This window comes from Pseudomonas sp. B21-028 (assembly GCF_024749045.1).
Lineage (GTDB): Bacteria > Pseudomonadota > Gammaproteobacteria > Pseudomonadales > Pseudomonadaceae > Aquipseudomonas.
The window spans coordinates 2,764,435-2,784,492 of the sequence record NZ_CP087184.1; the positions used below are offsets into that span (position 1 = coordinate 2,764,435).

13 protein-coding genes and 1 pseudogene are annotated in these 20,058 nt (G+C 60.4%); 4 read left to right on the forward strand and 10 right to left on the reverse strand.

The window, feature by feature from the left end; translation table 11 throughout:
* Positions 1–172 precede the first annotated feature (172 nt).
* Positions 173–811: a hypothetical protein gene (locus LOY35_RS12350; RefSeq protein WP_258632839.1), complete on the forward strand. Its 639-nt coding sequence runs from the start codon at positions 173–175 to the stop codon at positions 809–811.
* Between the two features lie 144 nt (positions 812–955).
* Here the strand turns inward: LOY35_RS12350 and LOY35_RS12355 are convergent, their stop codons facing one another.
* From LOY35_RS12355 to glcD, 6 genes and pseudogenes are all read right to left on the reverse strand, one after another.
* Positions 956–1,240 carry a hypothetical protein gene (locus LOY35_RS12355; RefSeq protein ID WP_258632841.1) on the reverse strand — a complete coding sequence of 95 codons (285 nt, stop codon included), beginning with the start codon at positions 1,238–1,240 and terminating at the stop codon, positions 956–958.
* 197 nt (positions 1,241–1,437) lie between these two features.
* A pseudogene (locus LOY35_RS12360) lies at positions 1,438–1,602 on the reverse strand (hypothetical protein); the annotation flags it as partial.
* Positions 1,603–1,650: 48 nt separating this feature from the next.
* The gene (locus LOY35_RS12365) at positions 1,651–2,052 is read right to left on the reverse strand and encodes a heme-binding protein (RefSeq protein WP_258632845.1); all 402 of its coding nucleotides are present in this window, start codon (positions 2,050–2,052) and stop codon (positions 1,651–1,653) included.
* Between the two features lie 19 nt (positions 2,053–2,071).
* Positions 2,072–3,289: a glycolate oxidase subunit GlcF gene (gene glcF, locus LOY35_RS12370; protein WP_258632846.1), complete on the reverse strand. Its 1,218-nt coding sequence runs from the start codon at positions 3,287–3,289 to the stop codon at positions 2,072–2,074.
* Positions 3,290–3,292: 3 nt separating this feature from the next.
* On the reverse strand, positions 3,293–4,354 hold the full coding sequence (gene glcE, locus LOY35_RS12375; protein WP_258632847.1) for a glycolate oxidase subunit GlcE: 1,062 nt from the start codon (positions 4,352–4,354) through the stop codon (positions 3,293–3,295).
* A complete protein-coding gene (gene glcD / locus LOY35_RS12380) occupies positions 4,354–5,853 on the reverse strand; it encodes a glycolate oxidase subunit GlcD (RefSeq protein WP_258632849.1) in 1,500 nt (499 codons plus the stop codon). The genes glcE and glcD overlap by 1 nt, the downstream gene beginning before the upstream one ends.
* A gap of 235 nt (positions 5,854–6,088) precedes the next feature.
* Here glcD and glcC point away from each other — a divergent pair, with 235 nt between their 5' ends.
* On the forward strand, positions 6,089–6,856 hold the full coding sequence (glcC, locus tag LOY35_RS12385) for a transcriptional regulator GlcC (protein WP_258632851.1): 768 nt from the start codon (positions 6,089–6,091) through the stop codon (positions 6,854–6,856).
* A gap of 198 nt (positions 6,857–7,054) precedes the next feature.
* Here glcC and LOY35_RS12390 read toward each other — a convergent pair whose 3' ends face one another.
* Positions 7,055–11,170 carry a CheR family methyltransferase gene (locus tag LOY35_RS12390; RefSeq protein WP_258632853.1) on the reverse strand — a complete coding sequence of 1,372 codons (4,116 nt, stop codon included), beginning with the start codon at positions 11,168–11,170 and terminating at the stop codon, positions 7,055–7,057.
* Positions 11,171–11,568: 398 nt separating this feature from the next.
* Between LOY35_RS12390 and LOY35_RS12395 the strand changes: the two genes are divergently transcribed.
* Positions 11,569–12,225 carry an O-methyltransferase gene (locus LOY35_RS12395; RefSeq protein WP_258632855.1) on the forward strand — a complete coding sequence of 219 codons (657 nt, stop codon included), beginning with the start codon at positions 11,569–11,571 and terminating at the stop codon, positions 12,223–12,225.
* 55 nt (positions 12,226–12,280) lie between these two features.
* Here LOY35_RS12395 and LOY35_RS12400 read toward each other — a convergent pair whose 3' ends face one another.
* Complete coding sequence (locus tag LOY35_RS12400) at positions 12,281–13,240, reverse strand: LysR family transcriptional regulator (RefSeq protein WP_258632857.1); 960 nt, start codon at positions 13,238–13,240, stop codon at positions 12,281–12,283.
* A 99-nt stretch (positions 13,241–13,339) separates the two neighbouring features.
* Between LOY35_RS12400 and LOY35_RS12405 the strand changes: the two genes are divergently transcribed.
* Positions 13,340–14,080 carry an SDR family oxidoreductase gene (locus tag LOY35_RS12405; RefSeq protein ID WP_258632858.1) on the forward strand — a complete coding sequence of 247 codons (741 nt, stop codon included), beginning with the start codon at positions 13,340–13,342 and terminating at the stop codon, positions 14,078–14,080.
* Here the strand turns inward: LOY35_RS12405 and LOY35_RS12410 are convergent.
* Both LOY35_RS12410 and LOY35_RS12415 read right to left on the reverse strand, forming a co-directional pair.
* Positions 14,049–15,317 carry an MFS transporter gene (locus LOY35_RS12410; protein WP_258632859.1) on the reverse strand — a complete coding sequence of 423 codons (1,269 nt, stop codon included), beginning with the start codon at positions 15,315–15,317 and terminating at the stop codon, positions 14,049–14,051. The genes LOY35_RS12405 and LOY35_RS12410 overlap by 32 nt on opposite strands.
* A gap of 178 nt (positions 15,318–15,495) precedes the next feature.
* Positions 15,496–18,375, reverse strand: a complete 2,880-nt coding sequence (locus LOY35_RS12415; RefSeq protein ID WP_258632860.1) for a PAS domain-containing protein — start codon at positions 18,373–18,375, stop codon at positions 15,496–15,498.
* Positions 18,376–20,058 lie beyond the last annotated feature (1,683 nt).

Below are 20,058 nucleotides of genomic sequence, written 5' to 3' on the forward strand. Positions count from 1 at the left end.
GCAGGACTTGTTGTGAGCAATTACTCAGCTAACAACCGTCAGCGCTGCGCGCCGACAGTGCATCAGTGCGTTTTTACACACTCTGGGCCACAAGCAGACGTTCAAATAGTGTACGACTCACTCCAAGAGTGTATTGATGTCGGAAGAAAACACAAAAAACAGGGGGAAACTCATGGACAAGAACGATTCACCACGTGGTGCAGAACTCGCGAAAGTAATACGCTCCGGCTCCATAGGAGACGCAGCCAAGGAATATGTCGAGCTCGGGATAGATGCCTTGCTCGCCTCTGATGCTGCCAAATCAATCCCGGTCGTCAGCAGCATAGCGGGTATCTTCAGCGCGACATTGTCTATCAGGGATCACGTTTTTGGCGGCAAGCTTCTCCGTTTTCTTAGCCAGCTTTCCGAAATTTCAGAAAGCAAGCGAAACGAGATGCTGCGCAAGCTTGGAGAAAACGACAAATTCGCTGGGAGAGTAGGTGAGACGATAATCGAAATCCTGGAAAGGATGGAGAGCGTGAAAAAGCCGGAGCTGGCAGCAAAATGTTTTGCGGCTTATGCCAGTGAAGACATTTCGTTTGAAGAGCTTAGCCGCATCTTATTTGCTCTTGAGCGCATTCCGTCCTTTGACATCGACAAAATAGGCAAATTTTCCAGGGCGAAAATCGAAGATGCGGTCGAAATGGATGAGTCTGTTCTGCTTGTATTTGTGAACGCCGGTCTAGGAATGAACAATGGCGGCTTTGATGGTGGTGCCATTCTCCCGACCAAACTCTGCCAGCTTTTTCTGAAGGCCGGCTTGGTAGCATAGTCACGTGGCCGAAATCAGTCGCTTATGAATTACCACTTTCGACCAAAAGCAGTCATCGAGTGACTACGAAATTAGGCGAGGTAAAGAGGACGAATTTATTTACCGAGGCAGCGGAAACTATGAATCTGTCCCCTGTTTTGCTTCTCAGGTTTCGGAGTTGTGAAGAAGAAAAACGAGGCTGCCCAAAGGTATATCTGTCTTCTGAATGTCATCCGCTACGGTAAACGGATCGTGCAGACGTTGCCTGCCTCCACGAATACACATCAGATTTTGTAAGGTGGTTTCGATTCTGCCCCCCGTCGGTGTTTCAATAACGAGTGCCACGCTCGAACGTACCGGGTGCGGAAAGTCATGAGGGATGCCAGGGCAAATCACGCAACCGACACCATTGACTTCAAAAATTTCTTCAACTTCGCAGATCAAATGCATGCAATGGAGACCTAAGCGAGGGGTACGTTTATCTAATCTATCCTTCGATTGGCCGATTCAGGGCTTTTAGATCTTCAGCCTTCGGCCTAAGCTGCCCTTCGCGCGTGTCGGCGGGCGGCGCCTATTGGGCACGCACTTTAATATAACAAGGCAACCAAGGCTCCTGCTCGATTGCTGCAACGTCTCCCTCGGCCAATAGCCAGTAGTGCGCGGTTGATCGGTGCCAGTTCATGCACCAGTGCGGCGAAGCCGGTCCAGAACGCTTGCGGGGCCAGGCCGGTTCCGGGCAGCACGTCGTAATCAACGAAGCGTTGCAGAACGGGGCCCACCTTCAGGCCTTGGCAGTTGACGAAATCAGTCACTGGGATCTCTCCATCACTCGGGTTTCCAACGAGCGCAGACCGCCCACTTCAGTTCAGGCAATGCGCGCCGGCTCTGGCGACTTGCGCGTCCTGCTCGGCCTTGACCCCGGACACGCCCACGGCGCCAATCACCTGGCCGTCGACAATGATCGGCACGCCACCCTCCAGGGACGTCAGCAGCGGCGCGGACAGGAAGGCCTGGCGTCCACCGTTGACCATCTCTTCATAACCTTTTGAATCGCGCCGGCCGAGGGCCGATGTGCGGGCTTTTTCAGTGGCGATGTAGGCCCCGATGGGCGCGCAGCCATCGAGGCGTTCCAGGGCCAGTGGGTGACCGCCATCATCGACCACCACGATGGCGACGGCCCACTGGTTGCTGATCGCTTCATCGCGGGCGGCCGAGAGGATCTGGCTGACTTCGTTCTGGCCGAGTACGGCTTTGCTTCTCATGGGCGACTCCAGGGGACGGTTAAGGCAATGCGGCTTCGACCCACTCGATCCAGTGCCGGACCGGGGTCCGGCCCGCACCGTCGAGATGGGACTGGCAGCCGATATTGGCGGTGACAATCACGTCGGGACGCCCGCTTTCCAGGGCGTTGAGTCTGTTGTCGCGCAGTTGTCGGGACAGTTCGGGTTGGGTGATCGAATAGGTGCCCGCCGAGCCGCAGCACAGGTGGCCGTCGGGTACCGGCGTGAGGTTGAAGCCCAGTTTCGTCAGCACCGCCTCAACGGCACCGCCCAATTTCTGCGCGTGCTGCAAGGTGCAGGGGCAGTGGAAGGCCAGGCGCTGGTCGCTATGGATGCTCAGTTTTTCCAGCGGTTCTTCGCGCAGCACTTCAACCAGGTCCTTGGCCAGGGCGCTGACCTTTTTTGCCTTCTCGGCGTAGGCCGGGTCGCTGCCCAGCAAGTGCCCGTAGTCCTTGATGAACGCGCCGCAACCGCTGGCGGTCTGCACGATGGCTTCGGCACCGCTTTCGATGCCCGGCCACCACGCATCAATGTTGCGACGCGCACGTTCCAGGCCCACCGCCTGGGCGTCCAGGTGATAGTCCACGGCGCCGCAGCAGCCGGCTTCGACAACGGGCGTCACGCTGATCCCCAATCGATCCAGGACCCGGGCGGCGGCCGCGTTGGTATTGGGCGACAGGCTCGGTTGCACGCAACCTTCGAGCATGAGCACCTGTCGGGCATGGCGGGTCACCGGTCGCGGTTTGGCGGCAGGCACCTGGCGAGGCACCTTGCCGCGCAGGGTGTCGGGCAACCACGGGCGAAACATCCGGCCGCCGCGGAGCAGTCCCTTGAACACGCCCGGGTTGGGCACGACCGCCCGCAACCCTTCGCGCAACAGGCGCTGGCCGAGAGGCCGTTCGACCGTCGCATCGACCACGGCGCGGCCAATGTCCAGCAAGTTGTGGTAGTCAACCCCCGAAGGGCAGGTGGTTTCGCAATTGCGGCACGACAGGCATCGATCCAGATGCTGCTGGGTCTTCGCCGTGGCCGGGTTGCCTTCAAGTACTTGCTTGATCAGGTAGATGCGCCCCCGCGGGCCATCCAGTTCGTCGCCGAGCAATTGGTAGGTCGGGCAGGTGGCGTTGCAGAAGCCACAGTGCACGCAGGTGCGCAGGATGCTTTCGGCTTCTTCGGCGCGGGGCAGTTGGCGGGCCTCTTCACTCAAGGTGGTCTGCATGGTTCAAAGCTCCGCGTAGAGGCGACCGGGGTTGAAGATGCCCTGTGGGTCGAGTCGTTGCTTCAGGTTCCGGTGGTAACGCATCAGTGCGTCGGGCAGCGGTTGGAACGGGCTGTCGATCAGACCATGGCTGTAACAGGTCACATGGCCGCCGACGCCTGCGACGATCCGGCGAATGAACGCGGCTTCGGCGCCGGACTTGAGCCAGCGCTGGGCCCCGCCCCAGTCGATCAGTTGCCTGCCGGGCAAGGGCAGCCACGGTGTGTTGTGCGGCACGGACAGGCGCCACAGCGGCAGGTTCTCGTCGAAGAAACTCAAGCGATGTTCGTTGAGATCCTCCCAATACGAAGCGTCCAGCATTTCACCGCCCAGTCGATCGTGGGCCGCCGCCACCGAACCTTCGCCACCTTCGAGCCGCAGATGCAGGCGTTGACCATCGTGGCAGGCAGCACTGATCGGCAGCGGCTGTTGGCCCCATTCCGCCAGGCGCAGCAAGGCGCGATCGCTGTCCATTTCCAGGCTGATGCTCAAGGCTTGCCGAGGTTTGGGCAGGACTTTGAGCGACACGTCGGTGATCAGCCCAAGGGTGCCGAAGCTACCGGCCATCAGGCGCGACAGGTCGTAACCGGCAACATTCTTCATGACTTCGCCACCGAAGCGCAGGCGCTTGCCCTGGCCGGTGATGACCCGCGCACCGAGGACGAAGTCCCGTACGGAACCTACCCACGGGCGGCGCGGGCCGGAGAGTCCGCTGGCAATCATGCCGCCCACCGTCGCGTCGCCGAAGGAGGGCGGTTCGCAAGGCAGCATCTGCTGCGAGGCGCTCAGCACATCGGACAGTTCCTGCAGGGGCGTACCGCAACGCACGGTCACCACCAGTTCCGTCGGGTCGTAGCTGACGATGCCCCGGTGGGCGCGGGTGTCGAGGCGCTCGCCGGTGACTGAACGACCCAGGAAGGCTTTGCTGTTACCACCGTGGATCCACAGCGGCGTGGCGTTCTTCAGGGCCTGGTTGACCTGTTCGAGCAATGCGTCGCCAGCGTCCCTATCGAGTGCGCTGTTCATCAGAAGCGCTCCAGTTCAGGGAAGGGCAACTGCCCCAGGTGCACGTGCATGGCGCCAAACTCGGCGCAGCGGTGCAGCGTCGGAATGTTCTTGCCGGGGTTGAGCAGGCCGCTCGGATCGAAGGCGGCTTTGACGGCATGGAACACGGTCAATTCGTCGCTGTTGAATTGCGCGCACATCTGATTGATTTTCTCGCGGCCCACCCCGTGTTCACCGGTGATGCTGCCGCCGACTTTCACGCACAGCTCGAGGATCTTGCCCCCCAGGGCTTCGGCGCGATCGAGTTCGCCCGGTTGGTTGGCATCGAACAGGATCAGCGGGTGCATGTTGCCGTCGCCGGCATGGAATACGTTGGCGACCCGCAGGCCGTACTCGGCCGACAAGGCGGCGATGGCCTGCAACACGCCGGGCAACTCCCGGCGCGGGATGGTCCCGTCCATGCAGTAATAGTCCGGCGAGAGGCGGCCCACCGCAGGAAACGCATTCTTGCGCCCGGCCCAGAACCGCACGCGTTCGGCCTCGTCACGGGCCTGGCGCACTTCGGTGGCGCCGGCCTGCTCCAGCACCTGGCGCACCCGGTCGCAGTCATCATGGACGTCGGCTTCCACACCATCGAGCTCACACAACAGAATGGCCTCGGCCTCCACCGGGTAACCGGCGTGGATGAAGTCTTCGGCGGCGCGGATGGCCAGGTTGTCCATCATCTCCAAACCGCCGGGAATGATGCCCGCCGCGATGATGTCACCCACCGCGCGGCCGGCCTTTTCGACCGAGTCGAACGCCGCCAGCAACACCTTCGCGGTCTGGGGTTTGGGAAGCAGCTTGACCGTGACTTCGGTAATCACCCCGAGCATACCCTCGGAGCCGGTGAACAATGCCAGCAGGTCCAGGCCCGGTGAATCGAGCGCATTGCTGCCCAGGGTCAGGTGCTCGCCTTCGACGGTGAGGATGTCGACCTTGAGCAGGTTGTGCACGGTCAGACCATATTTGAGGCAATGCACGCCGCCGGCATTTTCCGCAACGTTGCCGCCGATGGAGCAGGCGATTTGCGAGGACGGATCCGGCGCGTAGTACAAGCCAAACGGCGCGGCCGCCTGGGAGATCGCCAGGTTGCGCACCCCGGGCTGGACCCGTGCGGTGCGGGCGGCCGGGTCGATCTGCAAAATGTTGTTGAAGCGCGCCATCACCAGCAGCACACCCTTCTCCAGCGGCAGCGCACCGCCGGACAAACCAGTCCCGGCCCCCCGGGCGACAACAGGCACTTGCAGTTCGTGACACAGCGCCAGCACGCCCTGGACCTCGTCGAGATGACGGGGCAGCACCACCAGCAGGGGGGTGGTTCGATAGGCGGAAAGCCCATCGCACTCGTAGGGCATGAGTTCTTCGCGCTGGTGCAGGATCTCGAGCTCCGGTAATCGCGCCTGCAAGGCTTGCAGCAGCGTGGCTTTATCCACGGCAGGCAGGACACCATCAACGCGTTCATCGTAGAGAATGTTCATAGTTGGCCGGCGACACTCGGTTGTTTTTATTTGAGGTCAGGTTTCCCATGCAGCTGACTTGCATCATTGGTCCGAGGCGATCTACTGTCTACGCATTGTTGAGGTGGTCGAACCAGTTTGTAACGGGCTGTTTTTCTGAAGCTCTTAATAATCCTTCTAAAAACAATGAATTGGGATGATCGGTAAGCATGCTTGAGGCGCATGGCTTGGCTGGTCATACCAGTTGGAGGTTTCAATGGCCGACACCCAGAACCGTCGCAACCTGCAAGTGGCCGATGTGGTGTGCGAGCGCATCGAGCGCCTGATCGTGGACGGTGTACTCAAAACCGGGCAGTTGTTGCCGTCGGAGCGTCGGCTGACGGAAAAACTCGGTGTTTCACGCACGGCGCTGCGCGAGGGGCTGAAGCTGCTGCACGCCCGCGGGATCATCAAGACCGAGCAGGGCAAGGGCTCGTTTGTCGCCGACCTGTCGGGCAATGGCGCCGCCTCACCGTTGATGCACCTGTTCAGCTCACAACCCCGCACGCTTTACGATCTGTTCGAGGTCCGCAGCCTGCTCGAAGGCGAGTCCGCACGGTTGGCGGCCCTGCGCGGCACGGAGGCCGATTTTGTCTTGATCGCCCGCAGCTACGAAGCGTTGCTCGATGCCCATGCACGCTCGTTGGAGCCCAGCGAACACGCCCGGCTCGATCATGCGTTTCACCTGGCAATCTGCGAGGCATCGCATAACCCGGTACTGGTGCAGACCTTGCGCTCGCTGACGGACCTGCTGCTCACCACAGTGTTCGCCTCGGTCAACAACCTCTATCACCGTGAACCGCAGAAGCGTCAAATCGATCGCCAGCATGCACGGCTCTATAACGCCGTGACCGGACGGCTTCCCGAGCAGGCGCGCAAGGCCGCCGTTGCGCATATCCAGAGCATCTGCGACAACCTCAAGGAAATCGAAAGCGAAGAGCAACGCCTGGTGCGTGCTACGTTGCGACTTGAGGGATGGGCATGATTCAGCGTCCGAAACTGCGCCAATCCCTTGTGGGAGCGAGCCTGCTCGCGATAGCGGTGGGTCAGCTTGAATGGAGATTGAATGTGCCGCCGCCATCGCGAGCAGGCTCGCTCCCACCTTGTCCGCGTTGAACACGATACCTGTGTCCGACACTCGGGTCATGGACTCCATCAACGCGAGGCCATGACCGTACCCGAATCACGAACGCCGCAACGTCTCGATGGTCTCGATCAGGGCGTCATAGGACACCGGCTTGCCGAGGTGTTGATCGAACCCCGCCGCGTGGGACTTCTGAATATCGTCATGGGTGCCGTAGCCGGTGAGGGCGATGGCCGGTACGTTTTTCGCCAGCGGTAGCTGGCGCAATGCACTGATCAGTTGATGGCCGTTCATGACCGGCATGCCGAGGTCGGAAATGATCAGGTCGAAACGCTGGGATTCCGCCGCCTTCAGTGCCTCCAGCGGCTGGTCGAAGGCCAGGACCTGGGCATCTTCCATCTCCAGCAGCATCTTCATGGTTTCCAGCACTTGCGGCGAATCATCCACCAACAGGATGTTCAAACCATCGAGTTTGCCTGATGCTGATTCAACCGCCGCTATCGGAACGGTTTTGCTCTCCGGGGCGGCCAGGGGCAGGCAGATGCTGAAGGTGCAGCCGGCGCCGAGCCCTGCGGATGTCACCTGGACGGTGCCGTGCTGCGCCTCGGTCAGCTGTCGCACCAGGGACAGCCCGATGCCCAGGCCTTCGCGCTGATGGTGGACCTGTTGCTTTTCCGCCTGGCCGAACATGTCAAAGACGTGTTCGAGGTTTTCCACGGCAATACCGGCGCCGGTGTCCTTGATATCGATCCGCGCCATCTGATCCTGGCGACGGGCGATCAGTTGAATATGTCCCGTGGGTGGGGTGAATTTCAGCGCGTTATTGACCAGGTTCCAGATAATCTGGTCAACCCGGGTCGGGTCGGCGTGGACGATCAGCGGTGCGTCTGGCAGTTGCAGGTCGACCTGGGTCTGGTGTTGTTCGTTGACCACCACGGTGTAGATGTCCCGCAGGACCTCGACCAGGTCGATCCGGGTCGGTTGCAGCTTGAGTTTTCCGGTGCGTACACGGGCGACGTCCAGCAGGTCATCGATGATACGGGCCTGGCTGTTGACCGCATCGCGAATGGTCTCCACGGCTTTGGCCGCCGAGCTGGAGGTGCGGGTGATCGGTAAACGACGCAGCATTTCGGCGTTGAGCTGGATCAGGTTCAGCGGATGCTTGAGCTCATGGGACATGACCGCAAAGAACTCGTCCTTCAGGGAAATGGTGTTGCGCGATTGTTTCAGTTCCTGGGTCTGTTTCTCGTGTTCCTGCTGGTGCCCCGTCAAGTCGCGGGCGATTTTCACGTAGCCTTGCAGGTGGTCACCGCTGAGCAGGGTGACCTCGCCGCTGCAATAGAAAAGGCTACCGTCCTTGCGCTTGTGCCAGCGCTCATCTTCTGCGCGACCGTGGGCACGGGCGGTCCTCAACTCAGCTTCTGGCGCACCTTTGGCGCGATCGTCTTCGGAGAAAATGAACTCGTAGGAAGCGCCCTCGGCTTCCGCTTTCCTGTAGCCGAAAATCAGCTCGGCGCCTTTGTTCCAGTGGGTGATCACGCCTTCTTCGTCTAGGATGATGATCGCGTAGTCATGGGTACTTTCCGCTACCAGGCGCATGCGCTCTTCGCCCAGGCGCAGCTCCTCTTCGGCGGCGCGGCGGGTGGTGATGTCGATGAAGGTCAGTACCGTGCCGTCGATATGGTCTTCGCTGGAGCGATAGGGCAGCAACCGGGCGATATACCAGCGCTTGTCACTGTTGCTGCTGACTTCGCGCTCGATCATGTTCAGGGTCTCGAACACTTGCGCCGCATCGTCGGCCAGGTCGGCGTAGTCCAGGCGATGGGTGATGTCGAGCAGTGACCGGCCGGTGTCCACCGGCAGCATGTTGAAGATCTCCGTGGCGCGGGGCGTGAACCAGCGGATACGCATGCTCCGGTCGACAAACACCGTGGCGATGTCGGTCGAGGCGATCAGGTTGGTCAGGTAGTCGTTGACCTTGTCGGTTTCTTCTACTTTGGTCTTGAGCTCGAAATTGACCGTCAGCAATTCCTCATTGATCGACTGCAACTCCTCCTTGCTGGTCTCCAGCTCTTCGGTGGCCGAACGCAGTTCTTCGTTGATGGCCTGCATTTCCTCGTTGGAGGCCTTGAGTTCTTCGTTGGAGACCTCCGACTGCTCGATCGTATCCTGCAGGTGCAGCTTGGTGCGTTGCAGTTCGCGTTCGAGATTGGATAACACCTGGCTTTCAGTCTGCACCTGGGCCATGGCCGCTTCTGCGGAGTCAATGTCACTTTCCTCGAAGATCACCAACAGGTAATCGCTCTCTGACTGCTCGTCCTTGTAGGGCTGGACGATCATATCGATCCGTAGCAGCCGATCTTCCCGCTTGATCGACACATCCCGAGACTTGACCGCCAGGCCGCTCTGCTGCACCTGGAACAAGGTGGTCCGGATTTCCAGGCGCAGCACCGGCAGGATCAATGTCAGCAAGTTACGCGACAATTCGCCGCCGACGTGCCGCAGGAAGCGTCCGGCGCCTTCACTCATGTGCAGGATGTCGGCATTGGTGTCGACGATCATGCTCGGTGGCGCGGCGCGCTCGATGGCGCGCCGGTGGATGTCCGCGAACGATAGCTTGGGCTGCACGTGGTTCTTCAACTCGGGAAGCGTGTTGCCGTGGCTGCTGCTGCGGATGTAGCCACCCCGGGGCATGGTGGGGATGCGCCGGCTGTTCGGGCTTCCGCTCTTGGCACGGAAAATCCGGTTGCGCTTGTCCACCGGGGTGAACAACTCGTGGCAGGCATCGGCGCTCTCGGAAGAACCGAGAAAGAGGAAGCCACCGGGGCGAAGCGCGAAGTGGAACATCTGCAGGATTTCGCGCTGCACTTCCCGATCCAGATAGATCAGCAAGTTGCGGCAGACAATCAGGTCGATCTGCGAGAACGGTGGGTCCGCCAGCAAGCTGTGCTTGGCAAACAGCACCTTCTCACGGATTTCCTTGCGAATTCGATAGTGATCGTCCTCCTTCACGAAGTACTGGCGCAGGCGTGTCGGTGGCACGTCGGTGACAATGGCCTGGGAATAACGACCCGCCCGCCCCAGGCTGATTGCGCGCTCGTCGATATCGGTGGCGAACAGCTGCAACTGGGCTTTGCTGCCTTTGATCTGCAACTGATCATCGAGCAGCATCGCCAGGCTGTAGACTTCCTCTCCGGTGGAACAGCCCGCCGACCAGACGCGCAGCTCCTCATGTTCCGGGCGCGGCGTGTTCAAGGCCGCGACCAATTGCGGCAGCACGTCGCGTTCCAGCGCTTCGAAGGCCTCACGGTCGCGAAAAAAGTTGGTGACGCCAATCAGCATGTCGCCCAGCAGTGCCTTCGGCTCCTCCGGGTTGCTTTGCAGATACTGGAGGTAGGCCGCCAGGTCGGGTTGGGCGGTGACTTGCATCCGCCGTTCGATCCGACGCAGCACCGTAGCGCGCTTATAGTGCTTGAAATCATGACCGGTGCTGGTGCGCAGATGGGTCAGGATGTCGTGCAGACGTTGCTCGGCGATGACCGCTTCCTGCTCTGTGGCGGGTGCCAGGCTCTTCAGCTCAGGATCATTGGCGATGGGGAGCGTGATCGCTTGAGAATTACGCCACAGTTCGAGGATTTTCTGTGGCATGTCCACCACCGGCAGCACCAGGTCGACCATGCGCGTATCGATGGCGGCGCGAGGCATACCGTCGAACTCGGCGTCTTCCGGCGACTGAGCCAGGGTAACGCCACCCTGTTCCTTGATCCGTGACAGCCCCACGGCGCCGTCCGAGCCGCTGCCCGACAGCACCACACAAAAGGCTCGCTCGCGGTGAACGTCGGCGAGGTCGCGGAAGAACAGGTCAATGGCGCAGTGCCGATCGAGGGTGGAAATCGCGGGACTGATATTCAGGTAGCCGTCGTTCATCGCCAATTGCTGCGCTGGCGAAATGACATAAACGTGGTTCTTTTCAATGGGCACGGTCTGCGTGACCTGCACAACCGGCATCCTGGTCGATTGCTGGATGATTTGGTCGGCAATGCTTTGATGATCAGGCGACAGGTGCAGGACAATCACGAAGGCCATGCCGGTTTCCTGTGGCATGTTCTCGAAGAACAGCTTAATCGCCTGCAAACCGCCCGCGGACGCGCCAATCCCGACGACGCCGAACTCCAGGTGCGAGGCGGTTTTATTCAACTGTGATGGCGTTGTCATGGGACTTCTCTTGATAAAGCGACGACCTGACGCCGCACACATCGGATGTTCGCCTCGACCAGGCGAAGGGTGAAGCGGTGGAATGCTGCACCAAACGATCATTGTACGCTATGTGATGGATTGGTCTCTGAAGGGGGGCTGCATCGGTGGAGAGTGTCTGTTTGACACACAGCGTTGTCGGCCAAAACCTGAACAGTGGTTTCAAGAACAACCCCCACCCACTCAGTGCGGCGTGCCCGCAGCGGCTGCTTGCGTGAGGCAATACGGGCGCTCTGGCGCTGGAGCATGGGCGGCTTGGGCGTCTTGGGGAAACGCGAATAGCGAATGGGGCGAATCACTCGCATCATTTAAATGCGACGAATCAATCGCATTTTGATCCTCTACCGACGGAAACAATCATGATCACCTTGACCACAAAACCCCTGGCAACCCTGATCGAACGCCTCTACACCCAGGCCAGCGCGGCCACCAGCCCGGTGCTGGACACGGTGCCAAGCGAAGAACGCGAGCGCCTGATGCGCAGCAAGACCGAATACCTCGAACTCTACGGGATGCTCAAGGACTTGTGGCTGCCGGTCTCCCGCGACACCGGCAAGCTGCTGTACATGCTTGCACGCAGCGCAAAGGCCAGGGCCATCGTCGAATTCGGCACTTCGTTCGGCTTGTCTACCCTGCACCTGGCGGCGGCGCTGCGGGACAATGGCGGCGGTGTGCTGATCGGCAGTGAATTCGAACCCTCGAAAGTCGCCCTGGCGCGTCGCCACTTCGTTGAAGGCGGGGTCGACGACCTGGTGGACATCCGCGAAGGCGATGCACTGGTTACCCTGGCCACCAACCTCCCGGAGGCGGTCGACCTGCTCCTGCTCGATGGCGCCAAGGCGCTCTACGGCGACGTGTTGGGCCTGGTTGAAAAGCACCTGCGCCCAGGCGCCCTGGTGGTGGCGGACAACACCGATTACTGCCCTGGATACCTGGCTTACGTGCGTTCGCCGCAGAGTGGTTACCTCTCAGTGCCTTTTGCGGATGACATTGAAGTGTCGATGCGCCTGGGGTGATACAGGCCTCTTGAGAGGCTAGCGGGATCGGTGGGGTTGTTCACCCACCGACCGGTCAACCCTGTCTTGCTGCGGCCGCTTCATTCACCACCTCATCCCACGCCGGCGTTGCGGGAAACAGCTCAAGCAGAAAGGCAATGAAGGCTTTCACGTTAGGGCTACCGCGACGGCTTTCCGGCCACAAGGCGGTGATGGAGAAGCGTTCCGCGGTGAACTGGGGGAGGATTGGAATCAGTTCTCCGCGGCGCACATAGGGCGCAGCCACGTAGTGCGGCGTGATACCGATGCCTCCTCCGGCCGCCATGATGGCCGCGACCGCGTCGCTGACATCCACGGTGAATGCAGCGTCGGGATTCCACTCAAGTTGTTTGTCGCCGGCCTGAAAGGGCCAGCGCAGACTTTGCCCGGTACTCTGGTAGCGAAAGTTCACGCACTCGTGTTCCGCAAGTTCTTCAGCGGTTGTCGGCATGCCTTTGCGTTGGAGGTACCGGGGCGAGGCAAACGCGCCGATTCGATGAGGTCCCAGGGGGCGCGAAACCAGGCGTGAATCGGTGAGGTTCCCCACGCGAATGGCGACGTCGATTCCTTGCTCGATGATGTCGGAATACTGATCGCCGAGCCGCAGGTCGATTGCCAGTTTGGGGTATTGCTCACGGAACCTGGGCAACGCAGGCGCCAGGATGTTCACGCCGATGGGGAGGGACGCCGTGACTTTCAAGACACCAGAAGGCTCGGCGCGGGACGCGACGGCGGCCTGGTCGATTTCTTCGACCTCTCGCAGGATTCGCAACGCCCGTTCGTAAAGATCCCGTCCTTCCGGCGTGAGGGTCAGGGAGCGCGTCGTGCGGGTGAACAACATCAGTCCGAAGTGCTCCTCGAGCCGCTGCACGCTCTTGCTGACGGCGGAGGGGGACACCGAGAGCGCCCGCGCCGCAGCGGTATAGCTGCCCAGGGAAGCGGCGCGCGCGAATGCGATAAGCCCGGTAAGACGGTCTAAACCAATTTGTGCCTTCATGGCACTAGTAAAGCGACTTCCGCCCCAATTATCAATCCTCGCTCACGACCTTACGCTTGCTCCATCACACGCCATCCTGGCGCTCACTGGAGACTCGATATGACCATCACCCCTGTCCTTGCATCCAATCTCACGGGCCGTACGGTCGTCCTCTTCGGCGGTACGTCGGGCATCGGCCTGGCCGCCGCGATACAGGCGAAGGCGGCCGGCGCCAAGGTCGTGGTCATCGGCTCGAATGCGGCCCGTGCCGAGCAGGCGGCGAAGGAACACGACCTGGATGGATGGCGCGCGGCCGACGTGACCCGCCGTGAGGCGGTCGAAGCTGCATTGGCGGACATTCCTGTGGTCGATCACCTGGTGCTGCTCGCCGGTACGTTCGTCACCGGAACCATCCTGACCGCTGACGTCGATCATCTGCGCCGGGCGTTCGACGAGCGTATCTGGGCGTCCATCAACACGATCCGTACCCTGGGTGACAGGTTATCCAAGGCAGGATCGATCACCTTCATCTCGGGTGCGCTCGCTGATCGACCCAATGCCCATGGCACTGCCGTCATCGGGGCGGCATCGGCCGCCATGGAGTCGCTGGCCCGTGGCCTGGCCCTGGAGTTGGCGCCGATTCGGGTGAACACCCTGTCACCCGGCCCGATCGACACCCCGATCTTCAGCAAGGCATTGGGCGAAGGCCGCGACGCCTACGTGGCCGTCCTGGAACAGGCTTTGCCGTTGCATCGCCTTGGCACACCGGAGGAAGCCGGTGCTGCAACGGTGTTCTTGATGACCAACACGTTCATGAACGGTGCCGTGCTCAACGTTGATGGCGGTGTTCGACTGGTCTGACCCTGATGGGGCGAGCGGATGCGCCTCGGTAGAACGACAGGATGGCGAGCGCCTGCACGGCGACGACGGCGGTCACGACGGCGGCGATGGCTTGATTCGGATGGCTGAAGGCAGCGCGCACGAGGCCGAAGAACGCAGGGGCGAAGGCGTAGGAGCCCTGGCTGATCGCGACCATCAGCGCGATGACCCTGGCGGTGTGTTCACGGCTGAACTCGGTCTGTGCGATCAGCGGCGGCAAGGAAGTAGCGTTGCCGATGCCCGAGCCGATCAGCACCATCGCCGTCCAGGCCACGGACGGGTGCCGGTCCAGGCCGAGGAGCATCAGAGTCCCAACCATCTGGATGGCATAACCGAGGCAGGCCAGCAGCCTGCGGTTGATGCCTTGGGTCATCAGGCGCGCGGCGATGTAGCGTCCACCCATGGCACTGGCGGTGGCCAGGCCCATGGCAAGCGAGGCGTCGTGGGCTCCCATGCGTCCCGCCAGGATCGAGTATAGGTGCGCAATCAGGCCGATCTGGGCGAACAGTCCCAGGGACATGCCAGTTGCCAGTGTGCGGAAATTTGCCACCTTGAGCGTCTGCATGGCGGTCCACGGCGCGGCGCCGGTGGCAGGTATCACGGGGTCGGGTTGGTCGGCATCGTCAGGATGCTGTCCCAGGCTTCGCGGGCTCTTGTTGAACACCAGAAAGGCGAAGGTCCCGATGATCAGCACGGCCGCGAGGCTGATCAGCAGCGCCGCCGTGGCGAAGCCAAAACCCTCGATCAGCCATACCCACAGCGGCGAAAAGACCACGCCGCCCATGCTTGCGCCGTTGTAGGCCTTGCCCAGGGCCTTGGGTCTTTCCTTGACGTACCACGGCGCGATGAGGGTATTGACGGCTGCCGCCCCCAAGGTCACCCAGCCGACACCCGAGCACACGGCACCGGCATACAGCACCCATAGCTGGCTGGCCTGGGCCCAGATATTCACGCCGATACCCAGGACAATGCTGCCCAGCAGGATGATGGTTGGAATGCCGAAGCGGGCGTAGAACCTAGGCAAGTTGGCGATGATGATCGTGCCGCTGAGAAAGTGCAGGGTGACGGCCGTCGACACCTGGGCGATGGGCCAGCCTGTGCGCTCCATGACCGCCTGCATATAGATCGGCGGTCCATAAAAGCCGACTCCCCAACCGATCATCGCCAAGATGAACGTGCAGGCCAGTACGGTTTTTCCAAAAAAACGGGTGTGTTTCATCGCCATTCCTCCGTGTTGGCCCTCGAGATTATGTTCTCGACAGGGCTGTCACTTCGAGGCGCGTCGAATTATGGATGCTGGACAGGCCGAGCGGTGACGGGAGGGATATCGTTTGTGCCAGCGTCGGCTCCAGGGACATGCGGCTACATTCCCATGACTGTTCCAAACAGGACAGCCGTTACAGAATCTCCGAGGCCGTTCTAAAGGGAATGTTCACACGTACACATACCCCCTGTCCGGGCGCACTGTCGATAGTGAGCGTTCCACCGAGCATGTGTCCTCGCTCGCGCATGCCCAGTATTCCAAGCGTGCGCTTGGACAGTCGATCCGGATCGAAGCCCATGCCGTTGTCTCTCACCTCGATCAGGAGGCATTCGACGTTGTTTTGCAGGTGGAGATCCACCCGGCTCGCTTGCGCATGACGAGCGACATTGGTCAAAGACTCCTGAATCACTCGGAAAACCGCGGTGGCGCGTTCGTCATCCAGCTCCAATCGAACATCCGAAGCACTGAGCTGACAGTGAATGCCCGTGTTGCGTGAAAACTCGGAGACGAGCCATTCGAGCGCCGAAGTCAGTCCCATGTCCAGCGCAGAAGGACGCAGGCTGGTCGCAACGTTGCGTACGACCTGAATGATGTCGTCGATTCGGTTCATTAGCGTTTGGACTCGTTCCACCAACTGCGGCTGCTCGTTGCCGAATTGCAGGCGTAGCAACGAAACACCCATGCGCAGGGCCGTGAGTTGCTGCCCAAGTTCATCGTGAATTTCCCTGGCAATGCGCTTGCGCTCCTCCTCTCGCGTGGTCTCGCGATAGCTGGACAGTTGACGCAGTTGCGCGTGGGACTGTTTGAGTCGTTCCTCTGTCGCGCGCATGGCACTGACGTCACGCCCGACAGCGAGAACAGTGACGAGTACGCCATGTTTATCACGTTCAGGCACCAGGCGAACCTGATAGCAGGCCGTCTGGGCGCCTTGTTTGATCGGGACATCCAGCGACAGCTCTTCTTCGGTTGCTCTGTCGGCACGAATGATCGCTTCAAGCCTGTCTTGAAGATACTTCGCCGGCTCCAAACCAGACGATACTTCGCAAGGGGTCTTGCCAAGCAACACATCCAGAGAACGGCCAAGCACTGCTTGCGTCGCCGGGTTGGCATATTGGAACCGGCATTGCAGATCGAAGCGGGCAATCACATCCGGTGTGTTTTCAACCAACGCGCGAAATTCCTGCTCCCGGGCATGGATGACACGTTCCGCGTGCTTGCGCTCGGTGATGTCTCGGGCGATACCGACAACTCTCTGGAGGCGCCCACACGCGGCGCGCACAGGAATCAATGTGGTATGAAAGGTCCGACGCCCGGTGGGCAAATCAACCTCATCCTCCTCATCGAGCGGAGCGTCCTTCTCGACACAGCGTTGAAACTTTGCGATAGCGGCGGCGACTGCCTGTGGCGGCAACGTTTGCTCGACCATACTTCCGAGCAGCTCGGCCCGGCCTACCCCGACGGCGTGCTCAAAGGCAGGGTTGACCTCGATGTAACGCAAGCCTGTATCTGTTATCTCGAGTAGAAATATCGGATCCAGGGAGTTGTCGAAAATGTCCCGGTAACGTTGCTCACTCTCCAGCAGTCGCTTTTCGGCCCGTTCGCGCGCGATGGCCAGGACAGCCAGATGACGGGCCTGGCGGGTACTGTCGCGTACCTTGAGCTGGAGGTGCTCATGGGCGTCCTGCACCCTATCGGCCATGGTGGCAAAGGCGCGGGCCAGCTCGCCTATTTCATCCGACGATTGGGCCGGTAGCTGCTCAGGGCGCAGGCGCTCCTTGCCCGTACCGAGCAGTTGAGTCGCCTGGACCAACCGGAACAGCGGAAGGGCGACCTGCTTTTGCAGTATGGAGCGCAGAATCAGTATCTCGACCAGCAGAGTCAGCAACCCAAGCACTACCACGATGATCAGGTTATCGGTAATGGCCGGTGTCATCAGGGTCCGTGGGTAATGGACCGCGAGCGCCCAGGGGGTATCGGGAATGAGGCCCACGGCGACGATGTCATCCGGTGTCTGGATTATCCGGGCGTGCCCGGGCACCAGCGCAGGAACGGCCTCGATCAACGGGTAATACTCAGTCATCTTGAGGGACCGGATGGAAGCATGGCCCGCGCTACGTTCAACTTGCTCCATGGTGCTTGGATGGTAGATCAGCGTGCCTTCGTCGTCGGCGATGAACAGCGTGCTGTACGCGCCCTGCATCGCAGGCTTGGCAGTGCGCACCATCAGGTCACCCAACAGTACATCGACGCAGGCCAGGATCTGGTGCTTGCCGAAGCTATCGACGACATCGGGCGTGGCGATGGTCGTCATCCAGGCCTTGTTGGAATAATCCCAGTACATCCGCGTAAACAGCGTGTCGCTTCCCGGTGAAGAAAACCCGCGCTCATAGAATTCATAGGTTTCGAGCTTGAGCGCATCCGGCCCCGCGTAGCTGAATACCTTGGCGATATCGGCGTCTTGATAGATGGGGAAACCTTTTTCAGGCACCACACCGTAAAAATTGAAAAGTCGGCCCTGACTGCTGGAGCCGTATTTGTAGGACAGAAGATAAGACAGGGCAAACCGCGCCCGGGTATCGTCGTCGGGCGTGATGTCCGGTGCGTAGGTCGCTGACATTCCGGCAAAGCGACGCCCGTCAGGCAACGGCTGGCCTTCGAACAACAGCGGACGCTGTGTATAGGAGCCGTCTTCGTGGCGATAGAAAATCTGTTGAAAGTCGTCCACCAGTTTGGATTTCATGCCGGGTAGAACCAGGGTTGCCTTGAACTCCTTCAGGAAGTTGCGTTGCAGATCCTTGATCTCCCGGAACGGCAAGGATTCGCGTTGCAAAGTCTGCTCGGTAGCCAGGAGCAATTGCTCGGTCACGTCCCGCTCGATCATCGTGGAGTTGACATAGTAGGAAATCACCCCCGCGCTCAGCGACACCAGGCCGACACGCAATGTGGCGAGACGCAGGGCTCGCGTAGCGAGTGAGCTTCTATGAGATGCGACTCCGGGGGTGTCTTGTGTCATCTACCGATTTCCTTTGCCCCGTCTCTCAGACAGCGGCATTTGACCAGATCGAGCCCGCCGCCAGGTCGTGCATGGGAGGCCGCATCGTTCAATGGCACGTCGAACAGTGTCGTAGAGGGCACTCGTGACTGCCTGCCCCGATACGACTCGTCCAGTTCATCGAGCGCACCTGGATACTTGTCCGTTTTCTTTAGAGGGATATCGGCACCAAATTCATTTGCTGAAAGTTATCTATCATCAAGCGGTCCCCGACGTCTGGTCTGTACCTGACGGGCCTACCACTGGCCAGGCAACGTCCGCGAGCTGGAAATCCATTGTGGCGAGGGGATTCATCCCCGCTGGGCTGCGCAGCAGCCCCAAAGCCCCGCGACTCGGTATACCAGGCGGATTGAGTTGCCTGTGTTGGGGCTGCTTTGCAGCCCAGCGGGGATGAATCCCCTCGCCACGGGTTCATCTACTTGCTTAAGTGAGCAGCATCATGGTCAGGGGCGAGCGTTCAGCGGGATATGGATGCGATGCCGCGCCGGATTGAAGGCTTGTGAGAACGTTTCCCGGAGTGGGTTGTAATCATTCACTTAAAACTTACCCGGTCCACTGTGGCGAGGGGATTCATCCCCGCTGGGCTGCACAGCAGCCCCAAAGCCCCGCGACTCGGTATATCAGGCGGATTGAGTTGCCTGTGTTGGGGCTGCTACGCAGCCCAGCGGGGATGAATCCCCTCGCCACAGGTTCATCTACTTGCTTAAGTGAGCAGCATTATGATCAGGGATGAGTGTTCAACGGGATAGGGATGCGATGCCGCGTCGGATTGAAGGCTTGTGCGAACGTTTCCCGGAGTGGGTTGTAATCATTCACTTAAAACTTGCCCGGTCCACTGTGGCGAGGGGATTCATCCCCGCTGGGCTGCGAAGCAGCCCCAAAGCCCCGCGACTCGGTATATCAGGCGGATTGAGTTGCCTGTGTTGGGGCTGCTTTGCAGCCCAGCGGGGATGAATCCCCTCGCCACAGGTTCATCTACTTGCTTAAGTGAGCAGCATCATGGTCAGGGACGAGCGTTCAACGGGATAGGGATGCGATGCCGCGCCGGATTGAAGGCTTGTGCGAACGTTTCCCGGAGTGTGTTGTAATCATTCACTTAAAACTTGCCCGGTCCACTGTGGCGAGGGGATTCATCCCCGCTGGGCTGCGCAGCAGCCCCAAAGCCCCGCGACTCGGTATATCAGGCGGATTGAGTCGCCTGTGTTGGGGCTGCTTTGCAGCCCAGCGGGGATGAATCCCCTCGCCACGGGTTCATCTACTTGCTTAAGTGAGCAGCATCATGGTCAGGGGCGAGCGTTCAACGGGATAGGGATGCGATGCCGCGCCGGATTGAAGGCTTGTGAGAACGTTTCCCGGAGTGGGTTGTAATCATTCACTTAAAACTTGCCCGGTCCACTGTGGCGAGGGGATTCATCCCCGCTGGGCTGCGCAGCAGCCCCAAAGCCCCGCGACTCGGTATATCAGGCGGATTGAGTTGCCTGTGTTGGGGCTGCTTTGCAGCCCAGCGGGGATGAATCCCCTCGCCACGGGTTCATCTACTTGCTTAAGTGAGCGGCATCATGGTCAGGGATGAGCGTTCAACGGGATAGGATGCAATGCCGCGCCGGAGCGAAGGCTGGCGCGGTCTGCAGTTTTTCCCGTGGA

What these genes read in the sequence shown, in the direction of transcription:
- LOY35_RS12350 (WP_258632839.1), top strand. Translation starts at nt 173, where the DNA reads ATGGACAAGAACGATTCACCACGTGGTGCAGAACTCGCGAAAGTAATA.
- LOY35_RS12355 (WP_258632841.1), bottom strand. Translation starts at nt 1,240, where the DNA reads ATGCATTTGATCTGCGAAGTTGAAGAAATTTTTGAAGTCAATGGTGTC.
- LOY35_RS12365 (WP_258632845.1), bottom strand. Translation starts at nt 2,052, where the DNA reads ATGAGAAGCAAAGCCGTACTCGGCCAGAACGAAGTCAGCCAGATCCTC.
- glcF (WP_258632846.1), bottom strand. Translation starts at nt 3,289, where the DNA reads ATGCAGACCACCTTGAGTGAAGAGGCCCGCCAACTGCCCCGCGCCGAA.
- glcE (WP_258632847.1), bottom strand. Translation starts at nt 4,354, where the DNA reads ATGAACAGCGCACTCGATAGGGACGCTGGCGACGCATTGCTCGAACAG.
- glcD (WP_258632849.1), bottom strand. Translation starts at nt 5,853, where the DNA reads ATGAACATTCTCTACGATGAACGCGTTGATGGTGTCCTGCCTGCCGTG.
- glcC (WP_258632851.1), top strand. Translation starts at nt 6,089, where the DNA reads ATGGCCGACACCCAGAACCGTCGCAACCTGCAAGTGGCCGATGTGGTG.
- LOY35_RS12390 (WP_258632853.1), bottom strand. Translation starts at nt 11,170, where the DNA reads ATGACAACGCCATCACAGTTGAATAAAACCGCCTCGCACCTGGAGTTC.
- LOY35_RS12395 (WP_258632855.1), top strand. Translation starts at nt 11,569, where the DNA reads ATGATCACCTTGACCACAAAACCCCTGGCAACCCTGATCGAACGCCTC.
- LOY35_RS12400 (WP_258632857.1), bottom strand. Translation starts at nt 13,240, where the DNA reads ATGAAGGCACAAATTGGTTTAGACCGTCTTACCGGGCTTATCGCATTC.
- LOY35_RS12405 (WP_258632858.1), top strand. Translation starts at nt 13,340, where the DNA reads ATGACCATCACCCCTGTCCTTGCATCCAATCTCACGGGCCGTACGGTC.
- LOY35_RS12410 (WP_258632859.1), bottom strand. Translation starts at nt 15,317, where the DNA reads ATGAAACACACCCGTTTTTTTGGAAAAACCGTACTGGCCTGCACGTTC.
- LOY35_RS12415 (WP_258632860.1), bottom strand. Translation starts at nt 18,375, where the DNA reads ATGACACAAGACACCCCCGGAGTCGCATCTCATAGAAGCTCACTCGCT.